26 protein-coding genes are annotated in these 24,152 nt (G+C 70.9%); 11 read left to right on the forward strand and 15 right to left on the reverse strand.

Annotated elements, in window-relative coordinates; translation table 11 throughout:
• Positions 1-73: 73 nt before the first annotated feature.
• Both JL101_RS22970 and JL101_RS22975 read left to right on the forward strand, forming a co-directional pair.
• Positions 74-1,765, forward strand: a complete 1,692-nt coding sequence (locus tag JL101_RS22970; RefSeq protein WP_203097869.1) for a type I secretion system permease/ATPase — start codon at positions 74-76, stop codon at positions 1,763-1,765.
• A gap of 72 nt (positions 1,766-1,837) precedes the next feature.
• Positions 1,838-3,184, forward strand: coding sequence for an HlyD family type I secretion periplasmic adaptor subunit (locus JL101_RS22975; RefSeq protein WP_203097870.1), 1,347 nt, complete (start codon positions 1,838-1,840; stop codon positions 3,182-3,184).
• Between the two features lie 19 nt (positions 3,185-3,203).
• Here the strand turns inward: JL101_RS22975 and JL101_RS22980 are convergent, their stop codons facing one another.
• Positions 3,204-3,593 (reverse strand): hypothetical protein, encoded by a 390-nt coding sequence (locus JL101_RS22980; protein ID WP_203097871.1) that lies wholly within the window; start codon positions 3,591-3,593, stop codon positions 3,204-3,206.
• A gap of 9 nt (positions 3,594-3,602) precedes the next feature.
• Positions 3,603-4,328, reverse strand: a complete 726-nt coding sequence (locus tag JL101_RS22985) for a DUF2272 domain-containing protein (RefSeq protein WP_203097872.1) — start codon at positions 4,326-4,328, stop codon at positions 3,603-3,605.
• A 330-nt stretch (positions 4,329-4,658) separates the two neighbouring features.
• Between JL101_RS22985 and JL101_RS22990 the strand changes: the two genes are divergently transcribed.
• On the forward strand, positions 4,659-4,970 hold the full coding sequence (locus JL101_RS22990) for a hypothetical protein (protein WP_203097873.1): 312 nt from the start codon (positions 4,659-4,661) through the stop codon (positions 4,968-4,970).
• Positions 4,971-4,974: 4 nt separating this feature from the next.
• Here the strand turns inward: JL101_RS22990 and JL101_RS22995 are convergent, their stop codons facing one another.
• From JL101_RS22995 to JL101_RS23020, 6 genes are all read right to left on the reverse strand, one after another.
• Entirely contained in the window at positions 4,975-5,577 is a 603-nt protein-coding gene (locus tag JL101_RS22995; protein ID WP_203097874.1) for a DUF1349 domain-containing protein, read from the reverse strand.
• A 41-nt stretch (positions 5,578-5,618) separates the two neighbouring features.
• Positions 5,619-6,704 (reverse strand): malate/lactate/ureidoglycolate dehydrogenase, encoded by a 1,086-nt coding sequence (locus JL101_RS23000; RefSeq protein WP_203097875.1) that lies wholly within the window; start codon positions 6,702-6,704, stop codon positions 5,619-5,621.
• Positions 6,701-7,546, reverse strand: coding sequence for an endonuclease/exonuclease/phosphatase family protein (locus tag JL101_RS23005; protein ID WP_203097876.1), 846 nt, complete (start codon positions 7,544-7,546; stop codon positions 6,701-6,703). The genes JL101_RS23000 and JL101_RS23005 overlap by 4 nt, the downstream gene beginning before the upstream one ends.
• 85 nt (positions 7,547-7,631) lie before the next feature.
• Positions 7,632-8,963 carry a calcium-binding protein gene (locus JL101_RS23010; RefSeq protein WP_203097877.1) on the reverse strand — a complete coding sequence of 444 codons (1,332 nt, stop codon included), beginning with the start codon at positions 8,961-8,963 and terminating at the stop codon, positions 7,632-7,634.
• Between the two features lie 185 nt (positions 8,964-9,148).
• Positions 9,149-9,361 carry a hypothetical protein gene (locus tag JL101_RS23015; protein ID WP_203097878.1) on the reverse strand — a complete coding sequence of 71 codons (213 nt, stop codon included), beginning with the start codon at positions 9,359-9,361 and terminating at the stop codon, positions 9,149-9,151.
• A gap of 2 nt (positions 9,362-9,363) precedes the next feature.
• Positions 9,364-9,555: a hypothetical protein gene (locus JL101_RS23020; protein ID WP_203097879.1), complete on the reverse strand. Its 192-nt coding sequence runs from the start codon at positions 9,553-9,555 to the stop codon at positions 9,364-9,366.
• Between the two features lie 155 nt (positions 9,556-9,710).
• Here JL101_RS23020 and JL101_RS23025 point away from each other — a divergent pair, with 155 nt between their 5' ends.
• Together JL101_RS23025 and JL101_RS23030 are read left to right on the forward strand one after the other, a co-directional pair.
• Complete coding sequence (locus tag JL101_RS23025; RefSeq protein ID WP_203097880.1) at positions 9,711-10,895, forward strand: sensor histidine kinase; 1,185 nt, start codon at positions 9,711-9,713, stop codon at positions 10,893-10,895.
• Positions 10,896-10,967: 72 nt separating this feature from the next.
• Positions 10,968-11,198: a hypothetical protein gene (locus JL101_RS23030; protein ID WP_203097881.1), complete on the forward strand. Its 231-nt coding sequence runs from the start codon at positions 10,968-10,970 to the stop codon at positions 11,196-11,198.
• Positions 11,199-11,215: 17 nt separating this feature from the next.
• Here JL101_RS23030 and JL101_RS23035 read toward each other — a convergent pair whose 3' ends face one another.
• The 3 genes from JL101_RS23035 to JL101_RS23045 are packed head-to-tail and all read right to left on the reverse strand — an operon-like array spanning position 11,216 to position 13,012.
• Positions 11,216-12,094, reverse strand: a complete 879-nt coding sequence (locus tag JL101_RS23035; RefSeq protein WP_203097882.1) for an alpha/beta fold hydrolase — start codon at positions 12,092-12,094, stop codon at positions 11,216-11,218.
• Entirely contained in the window at positions 12,091-12,801 is a 711-nt protein-coding gene (locus tag JL101_RS23040) for an alpha/beta hydrolase (protein ID WP_203097883.1), read from the reverse strand. The genes JL101_RS23035 and JL101_RS23040 overlap by 4 nt, the downstream gene beginning before the upstream one ends.
• 25 nt (positions 12,802-12,826) lie before the next feature.
• Positions 12,827-13,012, reverse strand: coding sequence for a hypothetical protein (locus tag JL101_RS23045; RefSeq protein ID WP_203097884.1), 186 nt, complete (start codon positions 13,010-13,012; stop codon positions 12,827-12,829).
• Between the two features lie 181 nt (positions 13,013-13,193).
• Here JL101_RS23045 and JL101_RS23050 point away from each other — a divergent pair, with 181 nt between their 5' ends.
• From JL101_RS23050 to JL101_RS23060, 3 genes are read left to right on the forward strand one after another with little or no spacing between them, the layout of a single operon-like run.
• Positions 13,194-14,369 carry an efflux RND transporter periplasmic adaptor subunit gene (locus JL101_RS23050; RefSeq protein WP_203097885.1) on the forward strand — a complete coding sequence of 392 codons (1,176 nt, stop codon included), beginning with the start codon at positions 13,194-13,196 and terminating at the stop codon, positions 14,367-14,369.
• The gene (locus JL101_RS23055) at positions 14,366-17,506 is read left to right on the forward strand and encodes an efflux RND transporter permease subunit (protein ID WP_203097886.1); all 3,141 of its coding nucleotides are present in this window, start codon (positions 14,366-14,368) and stop codon (positions 17,504-17,506) included. The genes JL101_RS23050 and JL101_RS23055 overlap by 4 nt, the downstream gene beginning before the upstream one ends.
• Positions 17,503-17,838 (forward strand): hypothetical protein, encoded by a 336-nt coding sequence (locus JL101_RS23060; protein WP_203097887.1) that lies wholly within the window; start codon positions 17,503-17,505, stop codon positions 17,836-17,838. The genes JL101_RS23055 and JL101_RS23060 overlap by 4 nt, the downstream gene beginning before the upstream one ends.
• 21 nt (positions 17,839-17,859) lie before the next feature.
• On the opposite strand, the gene JL101_RS23065 is transcribed toward JL101_RS23060, so the two are convergent.
• The 3 genes from JL101_RS23065 to JL101_RS23075 all read right to left on the reverse strand — a co-directional run bounded on the left by JL101_RS23065 (position 17,860) and on the right by JL101_RS23075 (position 19,851).
• Positions 17,860-18,837 carry an SDR family oxidoreductase gene (locus tag JL101_RS23065; RefSeq protein WP_203097888.1) on the reverse strand — a complete coding sequence of 326 codons (978 nt, stop codon included), beginning with the start codon at positions 18,835-18,837 and terminating at the stop codon, positions 17,860-17,862.
• 6 nt (positions 18,838-18,843) lie between these two features.
• Entirely contained in the window at positions 18,844-19,104 is a 261-nt protein-coding gene (locus tag JL101_RS23070; RefSeq protein WP_203097889.1) for a hypothetical protein, read from the reverse strand.
• A gap of 84 nt (positions 19,105-19,188) precedes the next feature.
• Complete coding sequence (locus JL101_RS23075) at positions 19,189-19,851, reverse strand: phasin family protein (RefSeq protein ID WP_203097890.1); 663 nt, start codon at positions 19,849-19,851, stop codon at positions 19,189-19,191.
• Positions 19,852-20,184: 333 nt separating this feature from the next.
• Between JL101_RS23075 and JL101_RS23080 the strand changes: the two genes are divergently transcribed.
• The 3 genes from JL101_RS23080 to JL101_RS23090 all read left to right on the forward strand — a co-directional run bounded on the left by JL101_RS23080 (position 20,185) and on the right by JL101_RS23090 (position 22,668).
• On the forward strand, positions 20,185-20,415 hold the full coding sequence (locus tag JL101_RS23080) for a hypothetical protein (protein ID WP_203097891.1): 231 nt from the start codon (positions 20,185-20,187) through the stop codon (positions 20,413-20,415).
• A gap of 127 nt (positions 20,416-20,542) precedes the next feature.
• Positions 20,543-21,610 carry an apurinic/apyrimidinic endonuclease family protein gene (locus JL101_RS23085; RefSeq protein ID WP_203097892.1) on the forward strand — a complete coding sequence of 356 codons (1,068 nt, stop codon included), beginning with the start codon at positions 20,543-20,545 and terminating at the stop codon, positions 21,608-21,610.
• Entirely contained in the window at positions 21,607-22,668 is a 1,062-nt protein-coding gene (locus JL101_RS23090) for a spore photoproduct lyase family protein (protein ID WP_203097893.1), read from the forward strand. Before JL101_RS23085 ends, JL101_RS23090 begins: the two co-directional genes overlap by 4 nt.
• Positions 22,669-22,800: 132 nt before the next feature.
• On the opposite strand, the gene JL101_RS23095 is transcribed toward JL101_RS23090, so the two are convergent.
• Positions 22,801-24,096, reverse strand: a complete 1,296-nt coding sequence (locus tag JL101_RS23095) for a pentapeptide repeat-containing protein (RefSeq protein WP_203097894.1) — start codon at positions 24,094-24,096, stop codon at positions 22,801-22,803.
• Positions 24,097-24,152 lie beyond the last annotated feature (56 nt).

Consider the following 24,152-nt stretch of genomic DNA (forward strand, 5'->3'; position numbering starts at 1 on the left):
GGGGAAGACGGCCGGGTCCGGAGCGTTTCCGGGCCCGGTCCTGTCCGGGACATGCCCGCTGGAGCACCTGACCATGATACATGACGACCCCCTGGCCGGGGCGCTGGCCGGCGCGCTCGCGCGGTGCCGCCGGCCCCTGCTGTGGATCGCGGGATTCAGCCTGCTGATCAACATCCTGATGCTGACCTCGTCGCTCTACATGATGCAGGTCTTCGACCGGGTCCTCGCCTCCGGCAGCCTCGCCACCCTGGTTTTCCTGACGCTCGCCGCGGGCGGGGCGCTGGCCCTGATGAGCGGCCTCGATTATATCCGGTCCCGGGTCCTGTCCGGCCTGGGCGAGTGGCTGGAGCGGCGGCTCGGCGCCGCGGCGCTGGAACGCTCGATCGACGGCATCCTGGCCGGCCGGAACGAGCGCGCCGACGCGCTCCGCGACCTGGAGGCGCTGCGGGGGTTCTTCTCCGGCGGGGTGACCTTCCTGTTCGACGCGCCCTGGGTTCCCGTCTACATCGCCGTGATCTACCTGCTGCACCCCGTACTCGGCCACCTGGCGGTGGCGTCGGCGGCGGCGCTGCTGGCCCTGGCGCTCGCCAACAACGGCCTGACCGCGAAGCCGCTGGCGGCGGCCGGCATCGCGGGCCGCCGGGCGATGCGCACGGCCGACGCCGCCCTGCGCAACGCCGAGGCGGTCGAGGCCATGGACCTGATGCCCGGCATCGTGCGGCGCTGGGACCGGGACCATGGTGAAGCCCTGGCCAACCAGGCCGCCGCCGCCCGCACCGGCGCCCTGCTGCTCAACGTCACCAAGTTCCTGCGCCAGATGGTCCAGGTCGGCATCCTGGCGCTGGGGGCCTGGCTGGTCGTCCGTCACGAGTTGACCGGCGGGGCCATGATCGCGGGTTCGATCATCCTGAGCCGCGCGCTCCAACCGGTCGAGCTGGCGATCGGCGGCTGGAAGCAGGTGTCGAACGCGCGGGCGGCGCGGCGGCGCCTGGACGGTTTCTTCGGCCGGCCCCGGCGCCGGCCCCGTGGGCTGCCGCTGCCCGCGCCGAAGGGTCATCTGAGCGTCGAGGACCTGGTGTTCCGGCCGCCGGGCGGCGACCGGCCCGTCCTGTCCGGGGTGAGCTTCGACGCGAGGCCGGGCGAGGCGGTGGCGGTGATCGGCGCCTCCGCCGCCGGCAAGTCCACCCTGGCCCGCCTGCTGGTCGGCCTGCACCCGGCGACGGCCGGCAGCGTCCGGCTGGACGGCGCCGAGATCTTCGCTTGGCGGCGCGACGACATCGGGCGCCATGTCGGCTACCTGCCCCAGGACGTCGAGCTGTTCGCCGGCACCGTGGCCGACAACATCGCCCGCCTGCACACGCCCGACCCGGAAGCGGTGGTGGCCGCCGCCCTGCTCGCCGACTGCCACGACATGATCCTGAGGCTGCCCAAGGGCTACGACACGGAGATCGGCGACGGCGGCGCGCTGCTGTCGGGCGGCCAGCGCCAGCGGATCGGGCTGGCCCGCGCCCTCTACGGCAACCCCAGGCTGGTGGTCCTGGACGAGCCGAACGCCAGCCTGGACGTGGAGGGGGACGAGGCCCTGACCCGCGCGATCGCCGCCCTGAAGCGCGGCGGCGCCACCGTGGTCGTGATCGGCCACCGGCCCAGCACGCTGGCCCAGACGGAGCGCATCCTCGTGCTCGCCGAGGGACGCCTCCAGCTGTTCGGCCCGCGCGCCGCGGTGATCGACCACCTGAAGCAGCGGCAGGTCCACGCCGTCTAGCCGGCCGGCCCCGTCCCGCCCCTCTTAAGACCGGACCCAGGCCGCCCCGTGCGGCGAACCGAGGACACCATCATGACCGCATCCGTTCCCGCCAACGATCCGTTCCCTCCGGCCGGCTTCCCGGCGATCCCGGACCTTCCGCCGGTCCGACGCGCCCTTCTGGCCGGCGCCGCGCTGGCCGTCCTCGGGTTCGGCGGCTTCGGGACCTGGGCTTCCCTCGCCCCCCTGTCGAGCGCCGCCGTGGCCGGCGGCATCGTCGTGGCGGACACCAACCGCAAGACCGTCCAGCATCTGGACGGCGGCATCGTCGCCGAGATCCTGGTGCGCGACGGCGACCGGGTCGAGGCCGGGCAGGTGCTGATGCGCCTGGACGACCTGGAGACCCGCTCCACCGTGACCCTGCTGGAGGACCAGCGCCGCGCCTATGCCGCCCAGGAGGCCCGCTTGCTGGCCGAACGTGACGGCACCGACGCGCTGGTCTTCCCGGAGGACCTCGCGGCCCTGCGCGGCGACGCCGCCGTTGCCGAGATCCTGTCCGGGCAGGAACGCATCTTCGAGAGCTACCGCGCGTCCCTGGAAGGCCGCACCGAGGTGACCCGCCAGCGGATCGCCCAGTACCGCTCCCAGATCAGCGCCTTCGAGGCCCAGCTGGCGGCGGGACGGCGGCAGCTCGACCTGATCCAGGAGGAACTGGCCGGGGTGAGGGAGCTGTTCGCGAAGGGACTGGAGCGCAAGCCGCGGCTGCTCGCCCTCCAGCGGCAGGCGGCCGGCCTGGACGGCGAGCAGGGCGAGTTTTCCAACAGGATCGCCCAGGCCCGCGAAGCGATCGCCCAGGCCGAGATGGAGATCCTGTCCATGCGCGCGGACCGGCGGAACGAAGTTACGGCCGAGCTGCGGGAGGTCCAGATGCGACTGGCGGAACTGCGGGAGAAGCTGGCCGCCGCCCGGGTCCGCCAGGGGCGTCGCGATCTCGTCGCCCCCGAAGCCGGGACCGTGCTCAATCCGCGCTATTTCGCGCCCGGCGCCGTGGTGCCGGCCGGCGGGCCGGTGCTCGACCTGGTGCCCCTGGACGACCGGCTGGTGGTGGAGGCCAGGATACGGCCGGGCGACATCGACGTGGTGCATGCCGGGCTGCCGGCGAAGGTGATCCTGTCGGCCTTCAAGATGCGGACGACGCCGCAGATCGACGCGCGGGTGATCCGCGTCTCCGCCGATGCCCTGAAGGACGAGCGCACAGGGGAATTCTATTATTCGGCCCGGGTCGCCGCCGCCCCGGACCAGCTGGAGAAACTGGGCGACCTCCGCCTTCAGCCCGGCATGCCGGCCGAGACCCTGATCGTGACCGGCGAGCGGACCCTTCTGCAATATCTGCTGCAGCCGGTCCGGGACACGTTCCGCACCGCTTTCCGGGAGGAGTAAGGGCGATCGTCCGAGGAGTTTACCCGAAGAGGTCCCGAGGCACCGGCGCGCTGACCCAGCCGGTCGGACAGGGAGGAAGACTGGCGCGAACATCCGCCTCGCGCCGGGAGCAGTCATTGGGCTCCCCCGGGCGCGCGAACATGACCGCCTGATAGGCGCCACTTTCGCCGCAGAGATGGATCGGCTGGTCCGGGTGAAGTTTCGTCACCATCGCGGCGGCCGGCGACGGGGCGTCGAGCACATCGACCTTGGCGGAAAGCCTGACCGTATCCTCCAGGCAGGCTTTCCGGTCGACCGCGACTGGCGGGGGCGTGTCCTCCGCCGTATCGGGCAGGTGGGCCGCACAACCGGCGACGGAAAGCCAAACGCATGCCTGGGCAAGGGCGATGAACCTGTCCGTCGTCGGCATGGCGGTTCCCTAGTCGTCGGTTCTGTTCCGCAGGATCGCGAAGGTATGCTTGGTTTCGGCCAGGAAATCACCGGGCGCAAGGTCGTAAACGGCGATACCGACCGAATTTCCGACATTGCCTCCGATCGCAAGCAGGCGCTGCTTGGCGGAGTCGACATGCACGACGATGTCGGTATGGCTCCTGTAGCTGTCCAGGGCCGCCGCGACGTCATAAGTGACGGTCGGGGCGTAAGAGGGATTGTCGCGCGCCACGATGTCCCCGATCTGGGGCTTGACCTCGTTCAGGCGGTACCCCCAGAACGGCAGGGACTTGTTCTCCTTGATGCGGCCCTGGATCGCCTGGTGGATGTATTTGGAGTGAGCCGCGGCGAAGCCGAACTTGGCATAGGCATCCCCGGCCCTGCGCACCATGAAGGAAATCGCGGCTGCGGACCACGGCACGTCCACGTCGGTGCCGTCGAGATGGGGAAGGCCGATCGCTTTCCACATTTCCCCGACATGGTCCGAATAGGGTTTGACGTTCTCCTTCCCGAGGCCCCGCGAAAAACGCATGTATTCGCGGTGCACGGAGGCGATCAGCGCCTCGCGGTTCTTGGTCAGGGGCGCGCGCAGGAACTTCTTCGATACAAAACCTTTCGTCTCTTCGCCCCCGAGACTTGCCGAGCAGCGAACCCAGCCGCCTGCCGCATCCTCCAGCGTTTCCACTGGCTGAGCGAGATAGACGGAACCGATCACGTTATTGTCCTGATCAGAGGGAGAACTCCGGAGATTCAGCGATTCCGCAGTGACATACATGGTGGACATCGGACTTCCTCTTCAAACTGCATGAAGTGGCGCGCACCAACGATCGAGGCCTGCCGAATACTGAACAGGTATTACGCCATTCGCAATATGTCCACTAGGACATGCCCCAAATGTCATAAGATGATTTGCACAGGTATTCCGCTGGAGAGCCGCTGCCCCCTCCCCAGGTCCGGACGGCGGGAAATTTCGCTCGACTCGAGCTTTGGGAGGAAATGCGAAAAGGCCTGTTGAGCGCCCCGTGTATTAGGGGAGATCCAGGATATGAGATTTTTCGTCAAGGCCGCTGCGGTGTTGGTCCTTCTCAGCGCCTGCGCGCAGGAGAATTCCGTTCAGACCTCCGCGACCCGGAACGCGGAGCCGCCGAGCAGGTTCCAGTCGATCGGGTCCTGCGAGCCGACGGCGTGGGTCGGGCTCGATCAGGACGCCCGGAGCCTTCCGCCGGCAGACCGCCAGCAGGTGATGCGTCTGCTCCAGGAGGCCCAGAGCTACCACGCGGAATCGAACCGGGGGCAATGCATCATCACCCTCCAGAACGCCGAGAGGATCGTCCGTCAGGGCACCGGACGATCATAGGCCGTCACCGGCCGGGCGACCTTCCGGCGGCGATGGTCAGCCGCCGGAAGGTCGCCCGGAAGCCGGCGCCGCGGGGCGAGCAGGCGTAGAGCCCCGCCGCGACCGGCCTCGCGCCGTCGTCCTCCGTCAGGCGGCAGATGCGCAGCTGGGTCCAGGCGCCGCCGACCAGGGCGTGGACCGTGTAGTCGCCGGATGCCCGCGTGACCCGCAGGGCGATCCCGTCGCCCTGGAAATCCTGGGTCGACCAGTCGGACCAGCCCTGGTTGGTCACGACGACGCCCAGCCGGGACGGACCGTCCGGCTCGTGCTCCACGGAAGTCTTGAGCCAGCAGCCGGGTGACAGCCGGACCATCAGGCCGGCCTGGTCGTACTGGTGGACCGGCCGGAAATCGACTTCCGTCTCCAGGGTGAAGTCGCCGCCGACCGGGGCGAGCAGGCGCGGCCCCCGGTCCACCCGGAAGCCGTAATGGGTGCCCTGCCAGAAATCCGTGTCCGCGGCGGGAGCGACGACCAGCCCGTCCGGCGTCAGCCGCCAGTCGTCCGGCTCGTCGGTCCAGGTCAGCGGCGGCGCCAGGCCGGGGCCGCCGAAACATTCGTCGATCAGCATGGATGCCTCCCCGTTCCTCCCGCCCCGCGGCGCCCGCGGGGTCAGGAAAGCCCCGCCAGCCGCTCGATGTCCGGGCGCTTCAGCCCGAGTTGGGCGGCGGCGTCGAGGATCTCGCCCCAGGTGGTCGCGTCGATGGGGATGCCCTCGGCGCCGCGGCGGCGGCGGGAGTCCTGCTCCGGCTCGCCGGCGATCCTGATGCGGTCGACGCCCCGGGCGACCGGGGACTCCTTGACCCACTTGACGAACTCGGCGGTCTCGGACGAGAGGTTGGCCGCGGTGCCCAGCCGGTTCGGGTCGATGATGATCGACAGCATGTTGTTGATGATGGCCCGGCTCGACGGCTTGTAGTGGAGCGTGCCGCCGCCGGTCAGCGCCCCGCCCAGCAGTTCGCAGACGACCGCCAGGCCGAAGCCCTTGTGCTCGCCGAAGGGCAGGATGGCGCCGTGGGGCTCGGCGAACAGCTCGTTGGGATCGGTGGTCGGCTCGCCCCGGTGGTCCAGCAGGGTCTCCGGCTTGACCTGCTCGCCCTTGTTCATGGCCACGCGCACCTTGCCCATGGCGATCCGGCTGGTCGCGAAGTCCAGCAGCACCGGCTCCCGGCCCGGCAGCGGGATGCCGACGCAGAACGGGTTGGTGACGAAGCGGGCGTCGCGGCCGCCGAACGGCGCCACCACCGGCTCGCTGATCACGTTGACATAGTGCATGGACACGTAGCCGGCCCGGATGCACTGCTCGGCCCAGTGGCCGATGCGGCCGATATGGTGGCTGTTGGACAGCCCGACCACGGCGACGCCGTGCCGGGCGGCGCGCTCGATTCCCTGCTCCATGGCCTCGAACGCCATGACCTGGCCGAATCCGGCCTTGCCGTCCAGGGTCAGCAGCGCACCGGCGTCGGTGACCGGGGCGACGTGCTGGTTGACCTTGAGGTCGCCGGCCAGGAACACCTCGACGTAGCGCGGCAGCATGCCCACGCCGTGGGAGTCGTGGCCGGTCAGGTTGGCCTCGACCAGATGGTCGGCCACCAGCCCGGCCTCGCGCCGGTCCGATCCGGCGGCGGTCACGATCTCGCGCATCACCGCCTTCAGCGGCTCCGCCGCTATGGTCACGTAGGTCATGGTCCTGGTCATGGTCGTTCCTCCTCAGATGCGCCCGATACACCCTGCGCGCCCGGCAACGCCAGCCGGAAATCGGCGGCGACCGGGTAATGGTCGCTGGCGACGTCGGCCTCCGGCTCGCGCACGACCCAGCCCTTGTCCACGGCGATGCCGCCGTTGACCAGGATGAAGTCGATCCGCATGGCGCTGGAGACGTCCGTGCTCAGCATGGGTGTCGGGATGGTGTAGCCGCGTTCCGCGGCCTTCAGGGCGTCGCGCAGGCCGAAGCGGGGCGCCACGTCGCGGAACAGCACGCGCCCCGCCTCGACGAAGCGTTCGACCTCGCGGCGCGCCACGTCGGGCGCCCGGAAACGCTCGAAGCCCCGCGCCAGGGCCGCCGCGTCCGGCGCGTCCTCCGGGCTGATGGCGTTCATGTCGCCCGCGAGCAGCAGGGGACCGGGCAGCAGCGGCAGGAACCCGGCATAATCCTCCAGCCGCTTGCGCGGGCGGCGCTGCGGGTGGGGATGGTAGGTGGCGACCCAGGCCTCCCCCTCAGGCAGGCACAGCCTCACCGCCAGCAGGCCACGGTCCTGGTTGGCGCCGGCGCGGTGGATGATGGTGGAGACGGTGTCGACAATCGGGTGCCGGCTCAGGATGGCGTTCCCCCAGGAGCCGTCGTAGAGGCGGCTGGCGGCGTGGGGAAAGCCGAACAGCGCGGCATAGTCCTCCCGCTGGCCGAACGCCTCCTCGCAGTACAGCGCCTCGTTGAGCACGAGGATGTCGGGCTTCAGCCGGGCGACCAGGTCCACGGCGGCGCGGCGCCGGCTCTCGTCGGGCACGCGGCGGTCCGCCCCGTCGGCGCGCGGCCGGAACATCCCTTCCAGGATGTTCCAGGCCACCAGCCGGCGGAGCGGCCCGGCGTTTCCGGTTTCGGGGGCGGGTGGCGTCGGTTCCTCCAGCTCAATAGACCAGCACGTCGCCGGCGCCGATCGCCACCGTGCCCAGGATCTCCACCTGGAACTCGGAATAGGCGTCGCCGTCGACGTTGGCGATCAGGAAAGTCTTGCCGCCATCGTTCCGATAGGCAAGCTCGCCGCGTCCGGGACCGCCGTCCTGCCCGACGAAGCTGAGCTTCTGCCGGCCCGCCAGGGTCGTGTCGGCGTCGAAGGCGCCGGTGAAGACGAAATCGTCCAACCCCGGCTCGAAGGCGTCGATCCGGTCGAAGCCGTGGCCGCCGTCGACGGTCGAACTGTCGCTGGGCCGGCCGAACTGGAAATCGTCCCGGCCCTCGCCGCCGTCCAGGCGGTCGGCGCCGCGCCCGCCGTAGAGCTTGTCGAAGCCGGCGCCGCCGTCGAGGCTGTCGTTTCCCGTGTTGGAGTAGGACAGGATTTCGTCGGGACCGTCGCCGCCCCGGAGCACGTCGTCGCCTTCCAGGCCGCGGATGTCCCAGTCCTGAAGGTCGTGCATGACGATCCGGTTGTCGTGCCGGTTGCCCTGGAAGGTGAAGACTTCCTCCCCCCTCATGGGAAAGCCGGACAGCACGGTGAAGTTCTCCACCTCGGCGTAGAAGCTTCCGTCGCGCCCGATGGCGTCGCCCGTGTACTCGATGGTGTCGATGCCGCCGCCGGGATCCTCCACCACGACGCTGCCGGCATCGTCGATGACGGTCGAGAGGACTTCATAGAGGTCGTCGCCGGGGCCGCCCTGCAGCAGGTTGAGATACCACCAGCCGCCGTTCAGCACGTCGTTGCCGGTGCCGCCGTACAGATGGTCGGCATCGCCGCCGCCGTCGAGGACGTCGTCGCCGGCCCCTCCGTCCAGGAAATCCTTGCCGGACCGTCCGATCAGAGTGTCGTTGCCCGCCCCGCCATACAGGCGGTCGGCCAGGGGATAGTCCAGAGGAAAGGTCTCGTCCCCCTCGTTCCCGGCATCCATCCAGTCGTCGCCGTCCTGGCCGTAGAGGACGTCGGATCCGGTCCACCCATTCATCCGGTCGGCGCCGGCGCCGCCGTCGAGGCGGTCGTGCCCGGGCCCGCCGTTCAGGAAATCGTCGCCGCCCTCGCCCCGGAGCCAGTCGTTCCCGTCGCCGGACTCCGGCGGGTCGTAGACCTCCCCGTAGAGGCGGTCGCTGCCGTCGCCCCCGGACAGGATGTCCTCGCCGGCCTCGCCGTAAAGGAAATCGTCGCCGCCGAGGCCGGACAGGTCGTCGTCGCCGGAACGGCCCCAGAGACGATCCGCATCGGCGGTGCCGCGCCGCGCATCCTGGCCGGACGTACCAACCCACGTGACCATTCGCTCCCTCTCCATTCTTGTTTTGCTACCAAACCGCGAGCAGGGATTTCTTCTAGCAAGGGGCGGGTTGCTACCGGAGAGTGATTTTTAGGACCTGGAAACCCGTGGGGGAGCCCGGGGGCCGAACCGGGGAAGGCGTTACAGGTGGCCCGGCCGGGCATGATGCCCGGACCGGGGAGTTCCCCTCAGGACTTGGTTTCGGGATCGTGGGTGTGGTGCCGGTCCCGCTCGCCCCCGCCCGTGCCGACGCGGCTGCGGTTGGAGTTGGTGGGCTGGCCGGGTTCCGGCTGCCAGCCGGCCGGCCGGTTCTTCGGATCGTCCACCGGCTTGTCGGCGTTTTGCTGGCTCGACCCCGGACCGCCGTGGTGGCGGTTGGTGTCCGCTGTGTTCCTAGACATCGTCACCGATCCTGCTGGTAGCCTTGATGGGTGGTGTTCTGCTTGGTGTTGCCCTGGCGGTCCTGTTCGCGGAGGTTCGCCGGCGCCCTGCCCGTGCCGTTGATGTCGGCGACGGAGTTGCCTTCGTGGGCCGAGCCGCCCGGGCCCTTGTCGCTACGGCCGGCGGGAGGTACCGGGGGTGGTTGGTTTGACATGTCGGTCACCGCTCCGTTGGTGGGAAGGTGCTGGGAAAACAGGCGCGGGCGCGGACGGTTCCGATCCGATGGACGGCGGGGAGATTCCCCGGCCCCCGGATTGTTGAAGTCTGCGTGGCCGGTCTTCGGGCCGGATCTGGCTTCGGTAAGGGAAGGTGTCGCGAACAGTGGACAAGCAGCAGCGGGAATGGGCCGAACAACAGGCAGCGCTCGCCGAATTCGGGCAGTTCGCCCTGTCGAGCCTGGATCTCGACCTCATCCTCGGGCGGGCCTGCGAGTTGGTCGCGCGCGGCCTTCGGACTCCCATCGCCAAGATCATGCAGATCGTTCCCGGAGGCGACGAACTGCTGACCCGTGCCCAGGTGGGGCTGCCGCCGGATATCGCCTCGGCGGGGGTCACGACGGTCCCCGGCGGCCACGGGTCGGCTGCGGGCTATGCCCTGGCCGCGGGCGAACCCGTGATCTCCCACATCCCGACCGAAACGCGGTTCGAAGTGTCCGACGTGGTGCGCCGGTCCCGCGTGGTGGTTTCCGCCAACGTCCTGATCGGCGGATGCGCCGGGGCGTTCGGGACGCTGGAGGTGGACAGCCTGGAGGAACGCACCTTCACGCCGTCCGACATCAGCTTCCTGCGGAACTATGCCAACCTGCTGGCGGCGGCGGTGGACCGCCACGCGGCCCATCGCGAACGGGCCGCCGCCGCGGAGGAGCGGGCCGTCCTGCTCCGGGAACTCCAGCACCGTACCCAGAACGACATGGCGATCATCACGTCCATGCTGCGGATGGAGGCGCGCAGGGCGAAGCGCAACGAGACGCGCCGCCGCCTGGACAGCGTCGGCCAGCGGGTCGAGGTCCTGTCCCTGGTCTACCGGCGCCTCTATGCGACCGGGGCGACCGACGCCGTGGATCTGGCGACCTACCTGGAAGAGCTGGTCAAGCGGCGCTTCCTGATGCATGGACTGGAAAGCGGCGATTCCGTCGGCATGGACCTGCGGCTCGCCCCGATCGAGGTGGATCACGGCCAGGCCGTGGCGGTCGGGCTGATCGTCAACGAGCTGGTGACCAACAGCCTGAAATACGCATTCCCCCTGCGCCGCGGGACGGTCAGCCTGTCGCTCGACCGAACCGGGCCGGACCGGGCCAGGCTCACGGTGGCGGACGACGGCATCGGCATGCCGGACGCCCAGGTCAAGGGGCTCGGGATCGGGCTGGAACTGGTTCCCGTCCTCGCCCGGATGGCCCAGGGCGAATTCGCGCCGGAAGCGCGGGAGGTCGGGACGGCCGGCATCCTCGACTTCTCGGTGCCGCCGGCCGGGACCAAACGCGGTGGCGGCTGTTGAGATGATGCCCGGAGACGGGACGCCCGATTGCTTTCATCCCCCCTGGAATCCCAGCCCCCTGGAGCCCCAGCGATGGCCAACCTGATCGAGATCCGGAACGGAACCGTCGTCAGCAACGAGGACCCGGACGACGCCTATCTTCCCGTCAGCACGCCGATCAGCCGGCCCGACGGGCACTATGTCGCGATCGGCATGGACGTGGAGGGGCCGTTCAGCGCGCAGGAGGCGCGCGACCGGCTCGACCACCTGAAGGAGGCGACCCGCATGGAGCTGGAGGACGACGACCGCCGCGGGCAGACCTGACGGCGACCGGGCGGTCGTCAGGCCGGCGGGGTCAGGAAGTCGATCAGCAGCCGGTTGACGCGCTCCGGCTCCTCGTGCTGGACCCAGTGGGTCGCCTCGGGGATGTGGAACACCTCGCACCGGCCGCACAGGGACGCGCCGGCTTCGGCCAGCCGCGGGTCCAGGGCGGCGTCGCGGTCGCCCCAGATCACGCGCACCGGGATGCCGATCGGCTCCGGCGGTGAGGGGGACCGGTGCCGCAGGGCGCGGTACCAGTTCAGCATGGCGGTCACCGCGCCCGGTTGCTCCCAGGCGTCGCGGTAGCGGGCCCAGTCCTCCGGCGCGAACGTGCCGGGCCGGGCGGTCCGCTCCATCAGCCGGCGCATCCCGGCGAAGCCCCGGGCGCGGAGCAGCCTTTCCGGCAGCCACGGCACCTGGAAGAACCCGACATACCAGCTCCTCAGGGCCTGGGACGGGTGGGCCAGCGCATGGCCGCGCACCGTCGCCAGGTGCGGCCCGTTGAGAACCGCCGCCCGCTCGACCCGGCCCGGGAACCGTGCGGCGAGATGCCAGGCGAGGACGGCGCCCCAGTCGTGGCCGACCACCGCGAACCGTCCGATCCCGAGCGCGTCGGCGAGCCCGACCACGTCCCCGGCCAGGGTATCGAGCGCATAGTCGCCGATCCGGACCGGCTTGCCGGACCGGCCGTAGCCGCGCTGGTCCGGAACCACGAGCCGCAGCCCGGCTTCGGCCAGGGGGCCCGTCTGGCGGCGCCAGGCGAGGCGGGATTCCGGGAACCCGTGCAGCAGGATCACCGGCGGGCCGTCGGCCGGACCGGCGGTCGCGACCTGGAGATCGACGCCGTTGACGTGAACGCGCCGGTCCCGGATCGGCATTCCCGCCGGATCGTCCCTCACGGCGTGTCGTCCAGGAGCCAGCCGACGGCTTCGCGCGCGATGTCGGGGGGAACGGTGTGGCCGCCGTCGAACTCGCGGTACAGGACGTCGAAGCCGGCGGCCTGGAGCCTGGGCACCAGCCGCCGGCTGCAGGAATCGATCGGCAGGACGGTGTCCCCGGTGCCGTGGGAGATGTAGAACCGGGGATGGTCGTCCGTGCCGCTCGGGGCGGCGAACCCCGGCGAGAAGGCCGCGACGCGCCGGAACAGGCCGCCGTTGATCAGGCCGAGCGACAGGGCATAGGACGCGCCGTCCGAGAACCCGCCGACCGCGACCCGGCCGGAATCGATCGCGAACCGGCGGAAGACCTCGGCCAGCGCATCGTCGATCCTCTTCACGTCGGGGCCGTAGCCGCCCAGGATCACGTCCCAGGTCGGGCCTTCCGACTGCGGCGCCAGCAGGATCAGCCCGGCCTCGTCGGCCACCGGCTGGAGCCAGCCGATCGCCTGCCGGGCCTCTCCGCCGGCGCCGTGGAGCAGCACCAGGAGCGGTGCCGGACGGTCCGGCCGATATCCGGGAGGGACGGAGATCAGGCCGAACCGCTCGGTGCCGGCGCTCAGCGTCTGGATGCTGGGCGGCGTCTCCGGCCTGTCGCCCTCCATTCCGGGGCGCGCCGCCAGGCGTCCCCGTCCGGCCGGCGTGTCCTCATGAATGATCCGGCGGCTCATGGCCGTCCTCCTGTCCGTTAGGATCTCAGCGCGAGGCGCCGCCCCGGTCGCGGTCGGCGGCCGACGCCCTGGCGGCCTCCTCCGGGTCGGTCACCTGGCCCATGGCGACGGCCTTTTCGGCGGCCTTGGTCTTCTCCGCGTCGGGCCCCTTCTCCTGCGGGGCGGGCTCGGTCGTGATCTTGCCCAGATGGTCGATGCTGCGGTCCGGCATGGGGAATCTCCCGAGTGGGTTTGGGCTCCCATCAACATGCCAGCCCGCGGGATGTCGCGCGCCATGGGAAATCGGCGGACCTTTTCCTTCGGGCACCGGCGCCCGTGCCATGTCGGCGCCTGCGCTGTTGAGGCCGTCGCTTTCAGCATATCCCCACCCCGTCCGGAAAGAAGCGCCCGAGATGCCGTTCCGCGAACCCCGTGCTCCGTCGATACTCTCCGGGCCTCCCCTCCGGAAAGCGGTCGCCGCCGCCCTCACCCTGCTGGCCTGCCCGGCTGCCCTGGCGCAGACCGGACCGGCCGGCGGGCCGCCGCCGGCCGTCACGACGGTCGCGGTGGAGGCGCGCGACGTCGCCCCGACCACCGAGTTCATCGGGCGGACCGAGGCGATCGAGAGCTTCGAGGCCCGTCCCAGGGTCGAGGGCTTCCTGCGCGAGGTGGCTTTCCGGGACGGGCAGGACGTCACGGCCGGCCAGTTGCTCTACGTGATCGAGCCGGCCCCGTACGAGGCGGCGCTGACCGCCGCCCGCGCCCAGCTGTCGCGGGCGGAAGCAAACCTGCTCCAGGCCCGGCTGAGCTTCGAGCGGACCGAGGAGCTGCGCGGGCGCGGCAATGTCAGCCAGGCGCAGCTCGACGAGGCGACGGCCGCGCGCGACATCGCCCAGGCCGAGGTGCTCGCCGCGCAGGCCCAGGTCCAGACCGCGGAGCTGAACCTGGGCTATACCCGCATCGCCTCGCCGATCGACGGCCGCATCGGCGTGACGGCGGCGACCCAGGGCAACCTGGTCACCCCCGGCACGGGGGCGCTCGCCACGGTCGTCCGCCTCGATCCGATCCGGGTCGTCTTCTCGGTCAGCGACCGCGACGTGCTGGCGATCCAGGAGCAGTATGCCGGGCTGTCCCCCCAGGAGGTGGTCGGCCGGTTCGTGCCCAGGCTGCGGCTCGCCGACGGCAGCGAGTATCCGCAGGACGGCCGGGTCGAGTTCGTCGACAACCGGGTCGATCCGGCGACCGGCACGATCGCGGTCCGGGCGGTCTTTCCCAATCCGCGGCAGATCCTGCTGCCGGGCCAGTTCGTGACCGCCCTGGTCCGGCCCGAGCAGTCGGAGCGCCGGCCGGTGGTGCCGGTCGCCTCGGTCCAGCAGGACCGCGAGGGCCGGTTCGTCCTGGTGCTCGACGACCAGAACCGGGTCAGCCGGCGCCGGATCGAGGTGGGGACGCAGATCGAGCAGGCCTTCGCGGTCGAACAGGGGCTCCAGGAAGGCGAGACGGTCATCCTGGGCGGCGTCCAGAAGGTGCAGCCGGGCATGACCGTGCAGCCGTCGCAGGCGTCCGACGCCGTGGCGGGGCAGCCATGATCTCCGCCCTGTTCATCCGCCGGCCCAACCTCGCCATCGTCATTTCCCTGGTGATCGTGCTGGCCGGCCTGCTGGCCATCCGGGTGATCCCGGTCGCCCAGTTCCCGCCGATCACGCCGCCGACGGTGCAGATCACCGCGAGCTATCCCGGCGCCAACGCCCAGGTGGTGGCCGAGACCATCGCCGCCCCGATCGAGGCGCAGGTCAACGGCGTCGAGAACATGATGTACATGAACTCGACCAGCACCGACACGGGCGCCTATACGCTGACCGTGACCTTCGAGATCGGCACCGACCCCGACATCGCGACGGTCAACGTGCAGAACCGGCTGTCGCTGGCGACCCCCTCCCTGCCGTCGGAGGTGACCCGCCAGGGCGTCACCGTGCGCCAGCAGTCGCCCAACATGCTGATGGCGGTCAATATCTACTCGCCCGACGCGCGCTACGACCCGATCTTCATCAGCAACTACGCCAGCATCAACCTGCGCGACGCGGTCGCCCGCATCGAGGGCGTCGGCGAGGCCCAGGTGATGGGCTCGCTGACCTACAGCATGCGGATCTGGATGGACCCCGACCGCATGACCGCGCTGGGCGTCACGGCGCCCGAGGTGGTCGAGGCGATCCGGCAGCAGAACGTCCAGGCCTCCGCCGGGCAGATCGGGGCGCCGCCGGCGCCGACCGGACAGCAGCAGCAGCTGACGATCCTGGCGGAGGGGCGGCTGGACGACGTGGACGCCTTCCGCAACATCATCGTCCGGACCAACGCCAACGGCGCCGTCGTCCGGGTCGGCGACATCGGGACGGTCGAGCTGGGCGCCCAGACCTACGGTTCCCGGTCCAAGCTGAACGGCCAGCCGGCGGCGACGCTGGTGGTCTACCAGGCGGCCGACGCCAACGCGCTCAACGTCGCCCAGTCGGTCGAGGCCGAGCTGGCGCGGCTGGCCGAGCGCTTCCCCGAGGGGCTGGACTATGCCGTCGTGTTCGACACGACGCGGTTCGTCAACGCCACGATCGAGGAGATCGTGCTGACGCTGGGCATCACCTTCGTGCTGGTGGTCGGCGTGACGTACCTGTTCCTCCAGGACTGGCGGTCCACCCTGATCCCGACGCTGGCGATCCCGGTGTCGCTGATCGGCGTCTTCGCGGTGCTTCTCGCCGCGGGCTACAGCGCCAACACGGTGACCCTGTTCGCCCTGATCCTGGCGATCGGGCTGGTGGTGGACGACGCCATCGTGGTGGTCGAGAATGTCCGCCGGGTGATGGAGGAGGACCCCGGGCTGTCCGCGGCGGAGGCCGCCCGGCGCGCCATGCTCCAGGTGACCGGGCCGATCGTCGCCTCCACCCTGGTGCTGGCCGCCGTGTTCGTCCCGGTGGCCTTCCTGCCGGGGATCACCGGGCAGCTCTACCGCCAGTTCGCGGTGACCATCTCGGTGTCGTTCCTGATCTCGGGCATCAACTCGCTGACCCTGAGCCCGGCGCTGTGCGGGCTGCTGCTGCGCCGGCCGGAGATGTACCGGCGCGGGCCGTTCGCCCTGTTCAACCGGGTGCTGGACCGCACCCGCGACGCCTATGGCCGGCTGGTCGGCGCCGGCAGCCGCTGGCTGCTGCTGTCGCTGGCGCTGTTCGCCGGCATCGCCGTGGGCACCGGCCTGCTGATGCGGACCCTGCCGTCGGCCTTCCTGCCGGCGGAGGACCAGGGATATTTCTTCGTCAATGTCCAGCTGCCCAGCGCCGCCGCCCTGCAGCGGACCGACGCCGTGCTGGACCAGGTGGAAGGCATGCTGCGGGAAACGCCCGGCGTCGCCGACGTGATCAGCGTGTCGGGCTTCAGCCTGCTGAGCGGCGCCGGCTCCAACGCCGGCCTGGCGATCGTGGCGCTGGAACCGTGGGAGGAGCGGACCGAGCCGGCCGAGCAGGTCTCCGGCCTGCTGGCGAGCATCCAGCCGCGCCTCGCCGCCATCCCGCAGGCGACCATCTTCGCCTTCAACCCTCCCAGCATCCCCGGCGTCGGCTCCACCGGGGGATTCGACTTCCGGCTCCAGGCGCTGGGCGGGCAATCGCCGCAGGAGCTCGCCTCGACGCTCCGCGGGCTGCTGATCGCGGCCAACCAGGACCCCGCGCTGCGGGCGGTGTTCAGCACCTACAGCGCCGAGGTGCCGCACCTGTTCCTGGAGCTGGACCGGACCAAGGCGGCCCTGCTCGGCATCACGCCGGGCGACGTGTTCTCGACGCTGCAGGCGCACCTGGGCTCGCTCTACGTCAACGACTTCAACCTGTACGGCCGGGTATTCCGCGTGATGGTGCAGGACCAGGCGCGGTTCCGCGACGGGGCCGACGCGATCGACCGGCTTCATGTCCGGGCCGCCGGGGGCGAGCTGGTCCCGCTGCGCAGCATCGCCACGGTCCGGACCGTGCTGAGCCCCGACGCCATCGGCCGCTACAACCAGTTCACCGCGGTCTCGGTCAACGGCCAGCCCGCGCCCGGCGCCAGCTCCGGCGACGCGCTGGCCGCCATGGCCCGGGTGGCGAACGACACGCTGCCGGCGGGCTACGGGTTCGAATGGTCGGGCCTGTCCCTGCAGGAGGTCCAGACCGGCAACCAGACGGCGATCGTGTTCGGGCTGGCGCTGCTGTTCGCCTATCTGTTCCTGGTCGCCCAGTTCGAAAGCTGGCTGGTGCCCCTGTCGGTGGTCCTGTCGGTCGCGATCGCCGCCGGCGGGGCGGCGGCCGGGCTGTGGCTGGCCGGCATCCCGGTCGACGTCTATGCCCAGATCGGCTTCGTCCTGCTGATCGGCCTCGCCGCCAAGAACGCCATCCTGATCGTCGAGTTCGCCCGGACCCGCCGCGAGGAGGGCATGCCGATCGTCGAGGCCGCGGTGGAGGGCGCCCGGACCCGCTTCCGCGCGGTGCTGATGACCGCCATCGCCTTCATCCTGGGCGTCGTCCCGCTGCTGGTCGCGGTCGGGGCGGGTGCCGCGAGCCGCCGGTCGATCGGGACCACGGTGTTCAGCGGCATGGTGGCGGCCACCATCGTCGGCATCGTCTTCGTGCCGATCCTCTTCACCCTGTTCGAGCGGATCTCCGAGCGCCTGACCCGGAGCCGCGGCACACGGCCCCAGGAGGCGCCGGCGGAGTGAGCCCCGATTGCATCGGCGGCGATTACCGCTATGGTGGCCCCCTGGATCGATTCTGGCCGCCCGGTGGGGCGGCCGTCAGGGAAGGGGAAGCGATGGGACGGGACTGGCCGAGGGAATGGCAGAAGGCGGCCACGGCGGAACAGCGCGCCCGCAACGTCTTCCTTCAGGCGCAGGAGCGCGCGCTCCACGTGGTCCGGTTCGAGGAGGGCGAGAGGGCCGCGGTCCTCAGCGCCGCCGACGGGGCCTACCGCGACTGGACGGCGGCGCGGGCAGCCCTGGACAATTTCGTGGCGGACTGGCGCCAGTCGGTCGGAGAGACCGCCGCCGGCTGAGCCGGGAGGCGGCCTCCCCGGTCACCGGCCGGGGCGGGCGAGCGCCGCGGCGCCCAGGCCCGCCATTCCCGCCAGCGCCAGGACGGCGAGGGTGCGCCGGGCGCGCGCCCGCTCCGGTTCGCCCCAGCCGCCGCGGGTTCGGCGCCCGTCCATCACCGGTTCGAACAGCGAGCCCGGGGAGGCCGGCGCCCGGGGACCGGAGCGCAGGAGGAAGCGTTCGCCCAGGCGGGCCACCAGCCTTCCCGTCCGGTCCGGAGCCACCGCGTAGGGGACGGCCAGCGCGTGCTGCGCGCCGATGCGCACCGACCGGCGGGGCCGGAACGCCAGTTCGACCATCACCTCGGCGACCCGCTCGGGCGTGACGACCGGCGGGACCGGGCGAAGCGCGCGGCCGGTATAGTTGGGCGAATGCAGGTTGGTCGGCGTGTCCACGAAGGGCGGGTAGACCCCGCAGACCCGGATGTCGGAATGGGCCGACAGCTCGTCGCGCAAGGCCTCGGTGAAGCCGGCGAGGCCGAACTTGGTGGCGGTGTAGGTGGTGGCCCACGGCATCGGGACCTTGCCGCCGATCGAGATGTTGTTGATCAGGATCCCGCGCCCGCCATGGGCGAAGAAATGGGGCAGGACCGCGTGGGTGCCGTTGATGGCGCCGAGCAGGTTCACCTCCACCAGTCGGGCCTGGCTTTCCAGCGGGATCTCCTCGAACGGCCCCCACAGGCTCATGCCGGCATTGTTGATCCAGATGTCGATCCGACCGAACGCCTCCGCCGCGGCGCCGGCCAACCCGCGCATCTGCGCCGGGTCGGTGACGTCGGCGGTGACGGCAAGCGCCCGGCCGCCCAGGCTTTCGCATTCGCGGGCCGCCAGATCCAGCAGGCCCGTCCGCCGGGCCGCCAGGACAATGTTGGCGCCCAGGCGGGCGAAGGCGTGCGCGGTCGCCAGCCCCATGCCGCTCGACGCGCCGGTGATCACCACGGTGGTGTCGCGCAGGCTTGCCATGGCGGGTCAGCTCGTGCCGGGCTGGGTCAGGTCGTCGGCACCCTCGGCCCGTTCGAGCAGTTCCTTGACGCTCAACCCCGCAGGGGTCGAGCCCTGGAGCGACCCGTCGCCCGGCGTCCGGTCCATGTCCAGGCGCTCGTCGCCGGGCTGCGGTCCGGTCCCGGTATTCTCCTCGCGGACCGAGCCCGAGGGTTGGCCCGAGGGTTGGGACGTCGTCTCCGGCCGGTCGGGCCGGCCCTCCTCCGGCTTGCTCTTGTCCTGGGCCATCGTCGAACCTCCTTTGAAAGACCGGCCGGGCCGCCTCGGGTGAGGCGCCCTCCGGGAAACGGAAAACGGACCGCCACCGCGGCGTCAGGAACCGTGCCGGCGGCTTTTGCCGGCGGCGGCATGGACCGTCCGGCTGGTCGCCCGGGCCGACAGATCCGCGAGCAGCAGCCCCAGCTGGAGCGTGAGATCGACCTGCCTCACCATCAGGTCGGCCTGCAGGGAGACCATGGTCTGCGGCGAACGGCAATGCGCCAGCTTCCGGGCATGCGCCAGGTTCATCCCGACGGTCCGGCGCGCATAGCCCAGATACTCCCGCCAGATCTCCGAGCCGCTGCCGGCCAGGATGTCCTGGCAGTCCAGGAGAGTGTCGGCGGCGCGCGACGCCTGCTGGAGCGAAAGGGTCAGGTTGTCCGGCCCCTGCCGGAGCGCCTGGAGATGCTCGGCGGCCTGCCCGGCAAGGCGGGCCGCCCCGCTGCCCAGCCGTCCCCCGCCGTCTTCCTGGGGTGCTCCGTCGGCATGCCCGCTTTGCTCGGCAGCGGGCCCGGCCTCCTCCGCGGGGTCGTCGCGGGGCGGTTCCTTTCGGCCGCCAGCCAGGGCGGCGACCGCGGCGGCGCCCCCCATGGCCAGCGCCGCGGCGCCTCCGGCGGTGAGAAGCCTGCCGAACCCGCCCGCAGGCCGGGACCCGATGCCGTCTGCCCGCCTGCGTGGCTTGAACTGGAGTCTGGGAAGGGGGCCTTCGGTGATCATGCTGTGGCTTTCGCCTTCGGGTGGAGTTGCGGCCGACGGCACGTGGTCGACCGGGACCGATGGGGATCCTGGCCGCCAACAGGACCGACGACCCGCCGTCACGCACGCGGCCCGGCGTTTTTTCACCCCCGGCGAGAAGGTCACCACCTAACGTACAGGTGACGGCGGAAAGCCGCGGATTTCCGCGCCCGGCCGGGTCCCCGCCGGCGAAAAGCGCCGGGCGGGTTCCCGCAACTCCCGCGCTGCGGACCTGTTGGGCCTCGTCGCTTAGGCTTTCTGGTGCAATGCACAAGACGGATCGGGGATCCGGTGCGAGAAAGAGGTTGGATTACGATGGCTGCTCAAACCGTGCGGAAGGGCGAGGCTGCCCTGAGGATCGCCGAACTGGTCGGGTCCGAGGGGATGCCGGTCAGGCCCAGCGACGAGGCGTACCCGCATGTCACGACCGACGATTGGGGCGACGTGCTGGTGGCCGATTACGAGGCCGTGCAGACCGCCCTCGACGAAGGGGCCGTGGTCCGGGACCCGGAGAGCGGATTCCTGAGGACGAACGCGGCCTCCTGATGCCGTCCGGCGCCTCCCCGGTCCGGGGACGGTCCGGGGACGGCACGGGAAGAATGCGTCCCGCCGGTGGCCGGGCGCCGCGCCGGGCACATATGTATGCACCTGCGCTGCCCCTGGAGACCGGTTCTTGACCCATTCCCCACCGACCCCGCCCCAGCCCCGTTTCGGCTGGTGCTGCCAGTTTATCCCGCCCGACGGCGACGCCGAGACCGCCAAGCGGATGAACCCCGGCACCGTCACCGTGGCGACGCTGAGCCGGCTGGAACCCGCCCGCGCGGCGGAGAAGCTGGAGCACGTGCTGCGCCGGAACCTGCAGTCGCTGCACCTGCAACTGGCCGAGGTGGCGCGCCACCCCGCTTACCGCCGGCTGCTGCGCATCAACAGCGGCCTGCTGCCGGTCTATACCCACGCCATCGGGCTGCCGCTCTACCGGGAGCCGGCGATCCGCGCGCTGGTCGAGAACGCGCTCGACCATGCCGGCCGCAAGTCGCGCGAGGCCGGCATCCGCATCGGCCTGCACCCCGACCAGTTCTGCGTGCTGAACAGCGCCAACCCGGCGACGCTGAAGAACTCGGTGGACGAGCTGGAATATCATGCCGACATCCTGCGCATGATGGGCCTGACCGACGGCTGGCACCCGCAGGGCGCCCATGTCAACATCCATGGCGGCGGCCGCGCGGAGGGGATCGCGGGGTTCCGCCGCGGCCTCGCCCTGCTGTCGGAGGACGCCCGCAACCTGGTGACGGTCGAGAACGACGAGATGTCGTACGGGCTGGACGACCTGCTGCCGCTGGCCGACACGGTGCCGATCATCCTCGACCTGCACCACCACTGGGTCAAGTCGGAGGGCGAGTATATCCGGGCCGACGATCCCCGGATCGAGACGATCCGCCGGTCCTGGCGCGGCGTCCGCCCGATCGCCCATATCAGCGTCTCGCGGGAGGACCTGCTGGACGGCTGGCCGGCGGACGAGCTGCCCGATTACGCCGTGCTGGGCGCCCGCGGGCTGAAGGCCCGGGACCTGCGGGCCCATTCCCAGCGCATGTGGAACCACGCGGTCAACCGGCTGGTCTCGGAGCACTTGGCCTGGGCCGACTTCGAGGTGGAGGCCAAGGCCAAGAACCTGGCCGTGGACGACCTGGAGCGCGACGCCCTGCGCCTGGGCGCGGTCCCGGCGGGGGTCCCGGCGCAGTGACCGTCCCGCCGCTGGACGTCGCCCGCATCCTGGTGGAGCCCGCCGCCGCGGCGCACCCGCGCGGCCGGCAGATCCTGGAGCGGTTCCCCGACGCCGAACGGGTCGAGGTCGCCTCGCACTGGAACATCCCCGACCTGCACGGCGACAGCGACAAGATCGAGGAGTGGGTCCGCACCAAGCGCAGCGTTCTGGTCCTGGGCGTCAAGAAGTCGCTGTCGGTGCGGCCCAACGGGCGGAGCGGCGACTTCATCGCGCCGTCGCATTCCAACGGCTGCGCGATGGCCTGCGTCTACTGCTACGTCTCGCGCCGCAAGGGCTACGCCAACCCGATCACGACCTTCGTCAATATCGAGGGGATATGCGCCACCATCGAGCGCCACGCCGCCCGGACCGGCCCCAAGACGGAGCCGAATCAGGTGGACGGGCATGCCTGGGTGTACGACGTGGGCGAGAACGGGGACTGCTCGGTCGATGCGCTGATCTGCGACAACCTGCGCGACCTGACCGCGCTGTTCCGCCGGCTGCCCAACGCCAAGGGCAGCTTCGCGACCAAATACGTGAACCGGGACCTGCTGTCCTACGACCCCGGCGGCGGCATGCGCATCCGCTTCAGCCTGATGCCGGCCGAGCTGGCGCGCACGCTGGACGTGCGGACCTCCCCCATCCCGGAGCGCATCGCCGCGATCGACGATTTCGTCCGGGCCGGCTGGGAGGTCCACCTGAACTTCAGCCCGGTGGTCGCCTACGAGGGCTGGACCGCCGACTATACCGAGCTGTTCCGGCAGGTCGACGCGGCGCTGTCGGACCGGGCGAAGGCGCAGCTCGCGGCCGAGGTGATCTTCCTGACCCACAATGAGGGCCTGCACGAGGTCAACCTGCGCTGGCATCCCAAGGCCGAGGAGAAGCTGTGGACGCCGCGCTGGCAGGAGAGCAAGGTCTCCGAGAACGGCGCCGTCAACGTCCGCTACCGGGCGCCGCTGAAGGGCAAGATGATCGCCGTCTTCCGCGAGATGCTCGCCCGCGAGATGCCCTACTGCCGCATCCGCTACATCTTCTGAGGAGATTTCCGCCGGAACGCTTCCAGATACGGATATGCGAACCTGGTATACGGGGCCATGGCCGAGTGATCCGCCACCGGGCGGGTCCCGTCGCGGCGCCCGGCCCACGGGTCGCCCCGGATGCCGGGGCCGTCAGTCGTCGTCCGCCGAGGCGGGCAGGATGGCACCGTCCAGCTTCGCCCCGTCCAGCACGGCCCCGGTCAGGTTGGCGTCGATCAGGACCGCGTCGGTCAGGTCGGCGCCGCCGAGGTCGGCGAAGGCGAGGTTGACGTCCCGGAGGTTGGCGCCGACGAGACTGGCGCCGGCCAGCTTGGCCCCGGTCAGGTTGACCGGCCACCGGCGCCCGGCGGCGCGGCCGACGCCGCTCTTGATGTCGACCGACCCCAGCTTGGCGCCGTCCAGCCGCGCGCCGCTGAGGTCGCTGCCCCGCAGGTTGGTGCCGTCCAGGGTCGCCCCGGTGAAGTCCACGTCGCGCAGGACGGCGTCGGACAGGTCCGACATGACGACCAGCGCTTCCCGGAGCGTGGCCCCGGACAGGTCGATCCCGCGGAGGTTGGCCCCGCTGAGATTCACCCGCGTCAGGTCGATATGGGAGAGATCCTGGCCGGCGAGGTCGGCGCGGGCTCCCTTCGAGCCGCCGCTCCTGACCCAGGCGTAGTGGCTTTCCAGGCTCTGCTGGATCGTCCGGGGGAACTGGTCGGCGTTCCTCCGGATGTTGGCGCCCGTGCAGTCGACGCCGGTCAGGTCGACGCCGTCCAGCGTCGCCCCCATCAGGTCCGCGTTCCGCAGGTTGGCGCCCAGCAGGGTCGCCCCGGTCAGGTTCGCGTCCTTCAGGGATGCGCCGGACAGGTTGGCCCCGCTCAGGTTGGCGCCCTTGAGGTCGGCCGAGCCGAGATCCGCGTCCCGCAGGCTGGCTCCGGATAGATTGACCCCGGCCATCAGGGCGCCCGTGCAGTCGGCCCCGTTGAGCTTCGCCTCCGACATGTCGGCCCCGGACAGGTTGGCGCGGGCCAGCAGGCCGTCGTCGAAATCGGCGCCGTGCAGGTCCGAGCGCTGAACGGTCAGGGTGCTGTCGCCCTTGTGGTCGAGCAGCGCGCCGCCCCTGAGGTCCGCGTCGCGAAGGTTGGCGCCGCGCAGCCGCGCGCCGCGGAGATGGGCGCCCCGCAGGTCGGCGCGCTGCAGGTTGGCGCCGGTCAGGTCGGCCGCCTTCAGGTCGGCGGCGAACAGGTCGGCTTCCGACAGGTCGCTCCGCTTGAGGTCGCAGCCGGTGAGGATCGCGCCGGACAGCTTGACCCTCTGCAGGTTGGTGTCGGCCAGATGCATCCCCCGGAGGTCGGCCATGGCAAGGCAGGCCCGGGCACCGCCGGTGCGCCGGGAGAGCCAGCGGTCGTGCCTGTCGATGATGGCCAGCAGCTCGTGCGGAGTCATCAAGCCTCCTGCGTTCTAAGATTGCATCTATTTCTAAGTGCAACAAAAAGTTTAAG

It is taken from the genome of Skermanella rosea (genome assembly GCF_016806835.2).
In the GTDB taxonomy this organism is placed as follows: domain Bacteria; phylum Pseudomonadota; class Alphaproteobacteria; order Azospirillales; family Azospirillaceae; genus Skermanella; species Skermanella rosea.

Coding starts and splice junctions, on each gene's coding strand:
- JL101_RS22970 (WP_203097869.1), top strand. CDS start 74: ATGATACATGACGACCCCCTGGCCGGGGCGCTGGCCGGCGCGCTCGCG.
- JL101_RS22975 (WP_203097870.1), top strand. CDS start 1,838: ATGACCGCATCCGTTCCCGCCAACGATCCGTTCCCTCCGGCCGGCTTC.
- JL101_RS22980 (WP_203097871.1), bottom strand. CDS start 3,593: ATGCCGACGACGGACAGGTTCATCGCCCTTGCCCAGGCATGCGTTTGG.
- JL101_RS22990 (WP_203097873.1), top strand. CDS start 4,659: ATGAGATTTTTCGTCAAGGCCGCTGCGGTGTTGGTCCTTCTCAGCGCC.
- JL101_RS22995 (WP_203097874.1), bottom strand. CDS start 5,577: ATGCTGATCGACGAATGTTTCGGCGGCCCCGGCCTGGCGCCGCCGCTG.
- JL101_RS23000 (WP_203097875.1), bottom strand. CDS start 6,704: ATGACCAGGACCATGACCTACGTGACCATAGCGGCGGAGCCGCTGAAG.
- JL101_RS23005 (WP_203097876.1), bottom strand. CDS start 7,546: ATGTTCCGGCCGCGCGCCGACGGGGCGGACCGCCGCGTGCCCGACGAG.
- JL101_RS23010 (WP_203097877.1), bottom strand. CDS start 8,963: ATGGTCACGTGGGTTGGTACGTCCGGCCAGGATGCGCGGCGCGGCACC.
- JL101_RS23015 (WP_203097878.1), bottom strand. CDS start 9,361: ATGTCTAGGAACACAGCGGACACCAACCGCCACCACGGCGGTCCGGGG.
- JL101_RS23020 (WP_203097879.1), bottom strand. CDS start 9,555: ATGTCAAACCAACCACCCCCGGTACCTCCCGCCGGCCGTAGCGACAAG.
- JL101_RS23030 (WP_203097881.1), top strand. CDS start 10,968: ATGGCCAACCTGATCGAGATCCGGAACGGAACCGTCGTCAGCAACGAG.
- JL101_RS23040 (WP_203097883.1), bottom strand. CDS start 12,801: ATGAGCCGCCGGATCATTCATGAGGACACGCCGGCCGGACGGGGACGC.
- JL101_RS23045 (WP_203097884.1), bottom strand. CDS start 13,012: ATGCCGGACCGCAGCATCGACCATCTGGGCAAGATCACGACCGAGCCC.
- JL101_RS23050 (WP_203097885.1), top strand. CDS start 13,194: ATGCCGTTCCGCGAACCCCGTGCTCCGTCGATACTCTCCGGGCCTCCC.
- JL101_RS23055 (WP_203097886.1), top strand. CDS start 14,366: ATGATCTCCGCCCTGTTCATCCGCCGGCCCAACCTCGCCATCGTCATT.
- JL101_RS23065 (WP_203097888.1), bottom strand. CDS start 18,837: ATGGCAAGCCTGCGCGACACCACCGTGGTGATCACCGGCGCGTCGAGC.
- JL101_RS23070 (WP_203097889.1), bottom strand. CDS start 19,104: ATGGCCCAGGACAAGAGCAAGCCGGAGGAGGGCCGGCCCGACCGGCCG.
- JL101_RS23075 (WP_203097890.1), bottom strand. CDS start 19,851: ATGATCACCGAAGGCCCCCTTCCCAGACTCCAGTTCAAGCCACGCAGG.
- JL101_RS23080 (WP_203097891.1), top strand. CDS start 20,185: ATGGCTGCTCAAACCGTGCGGAAGGGCGAGGCTGCCCTGAGGATCGCC.
- JL101_RS23095 (WP_203097894.1), bottom strand. CDS start 24,096: ATGACTCCGCACGAGCTGCTGGCCATCATCGACAGGCACGACCGCTGG.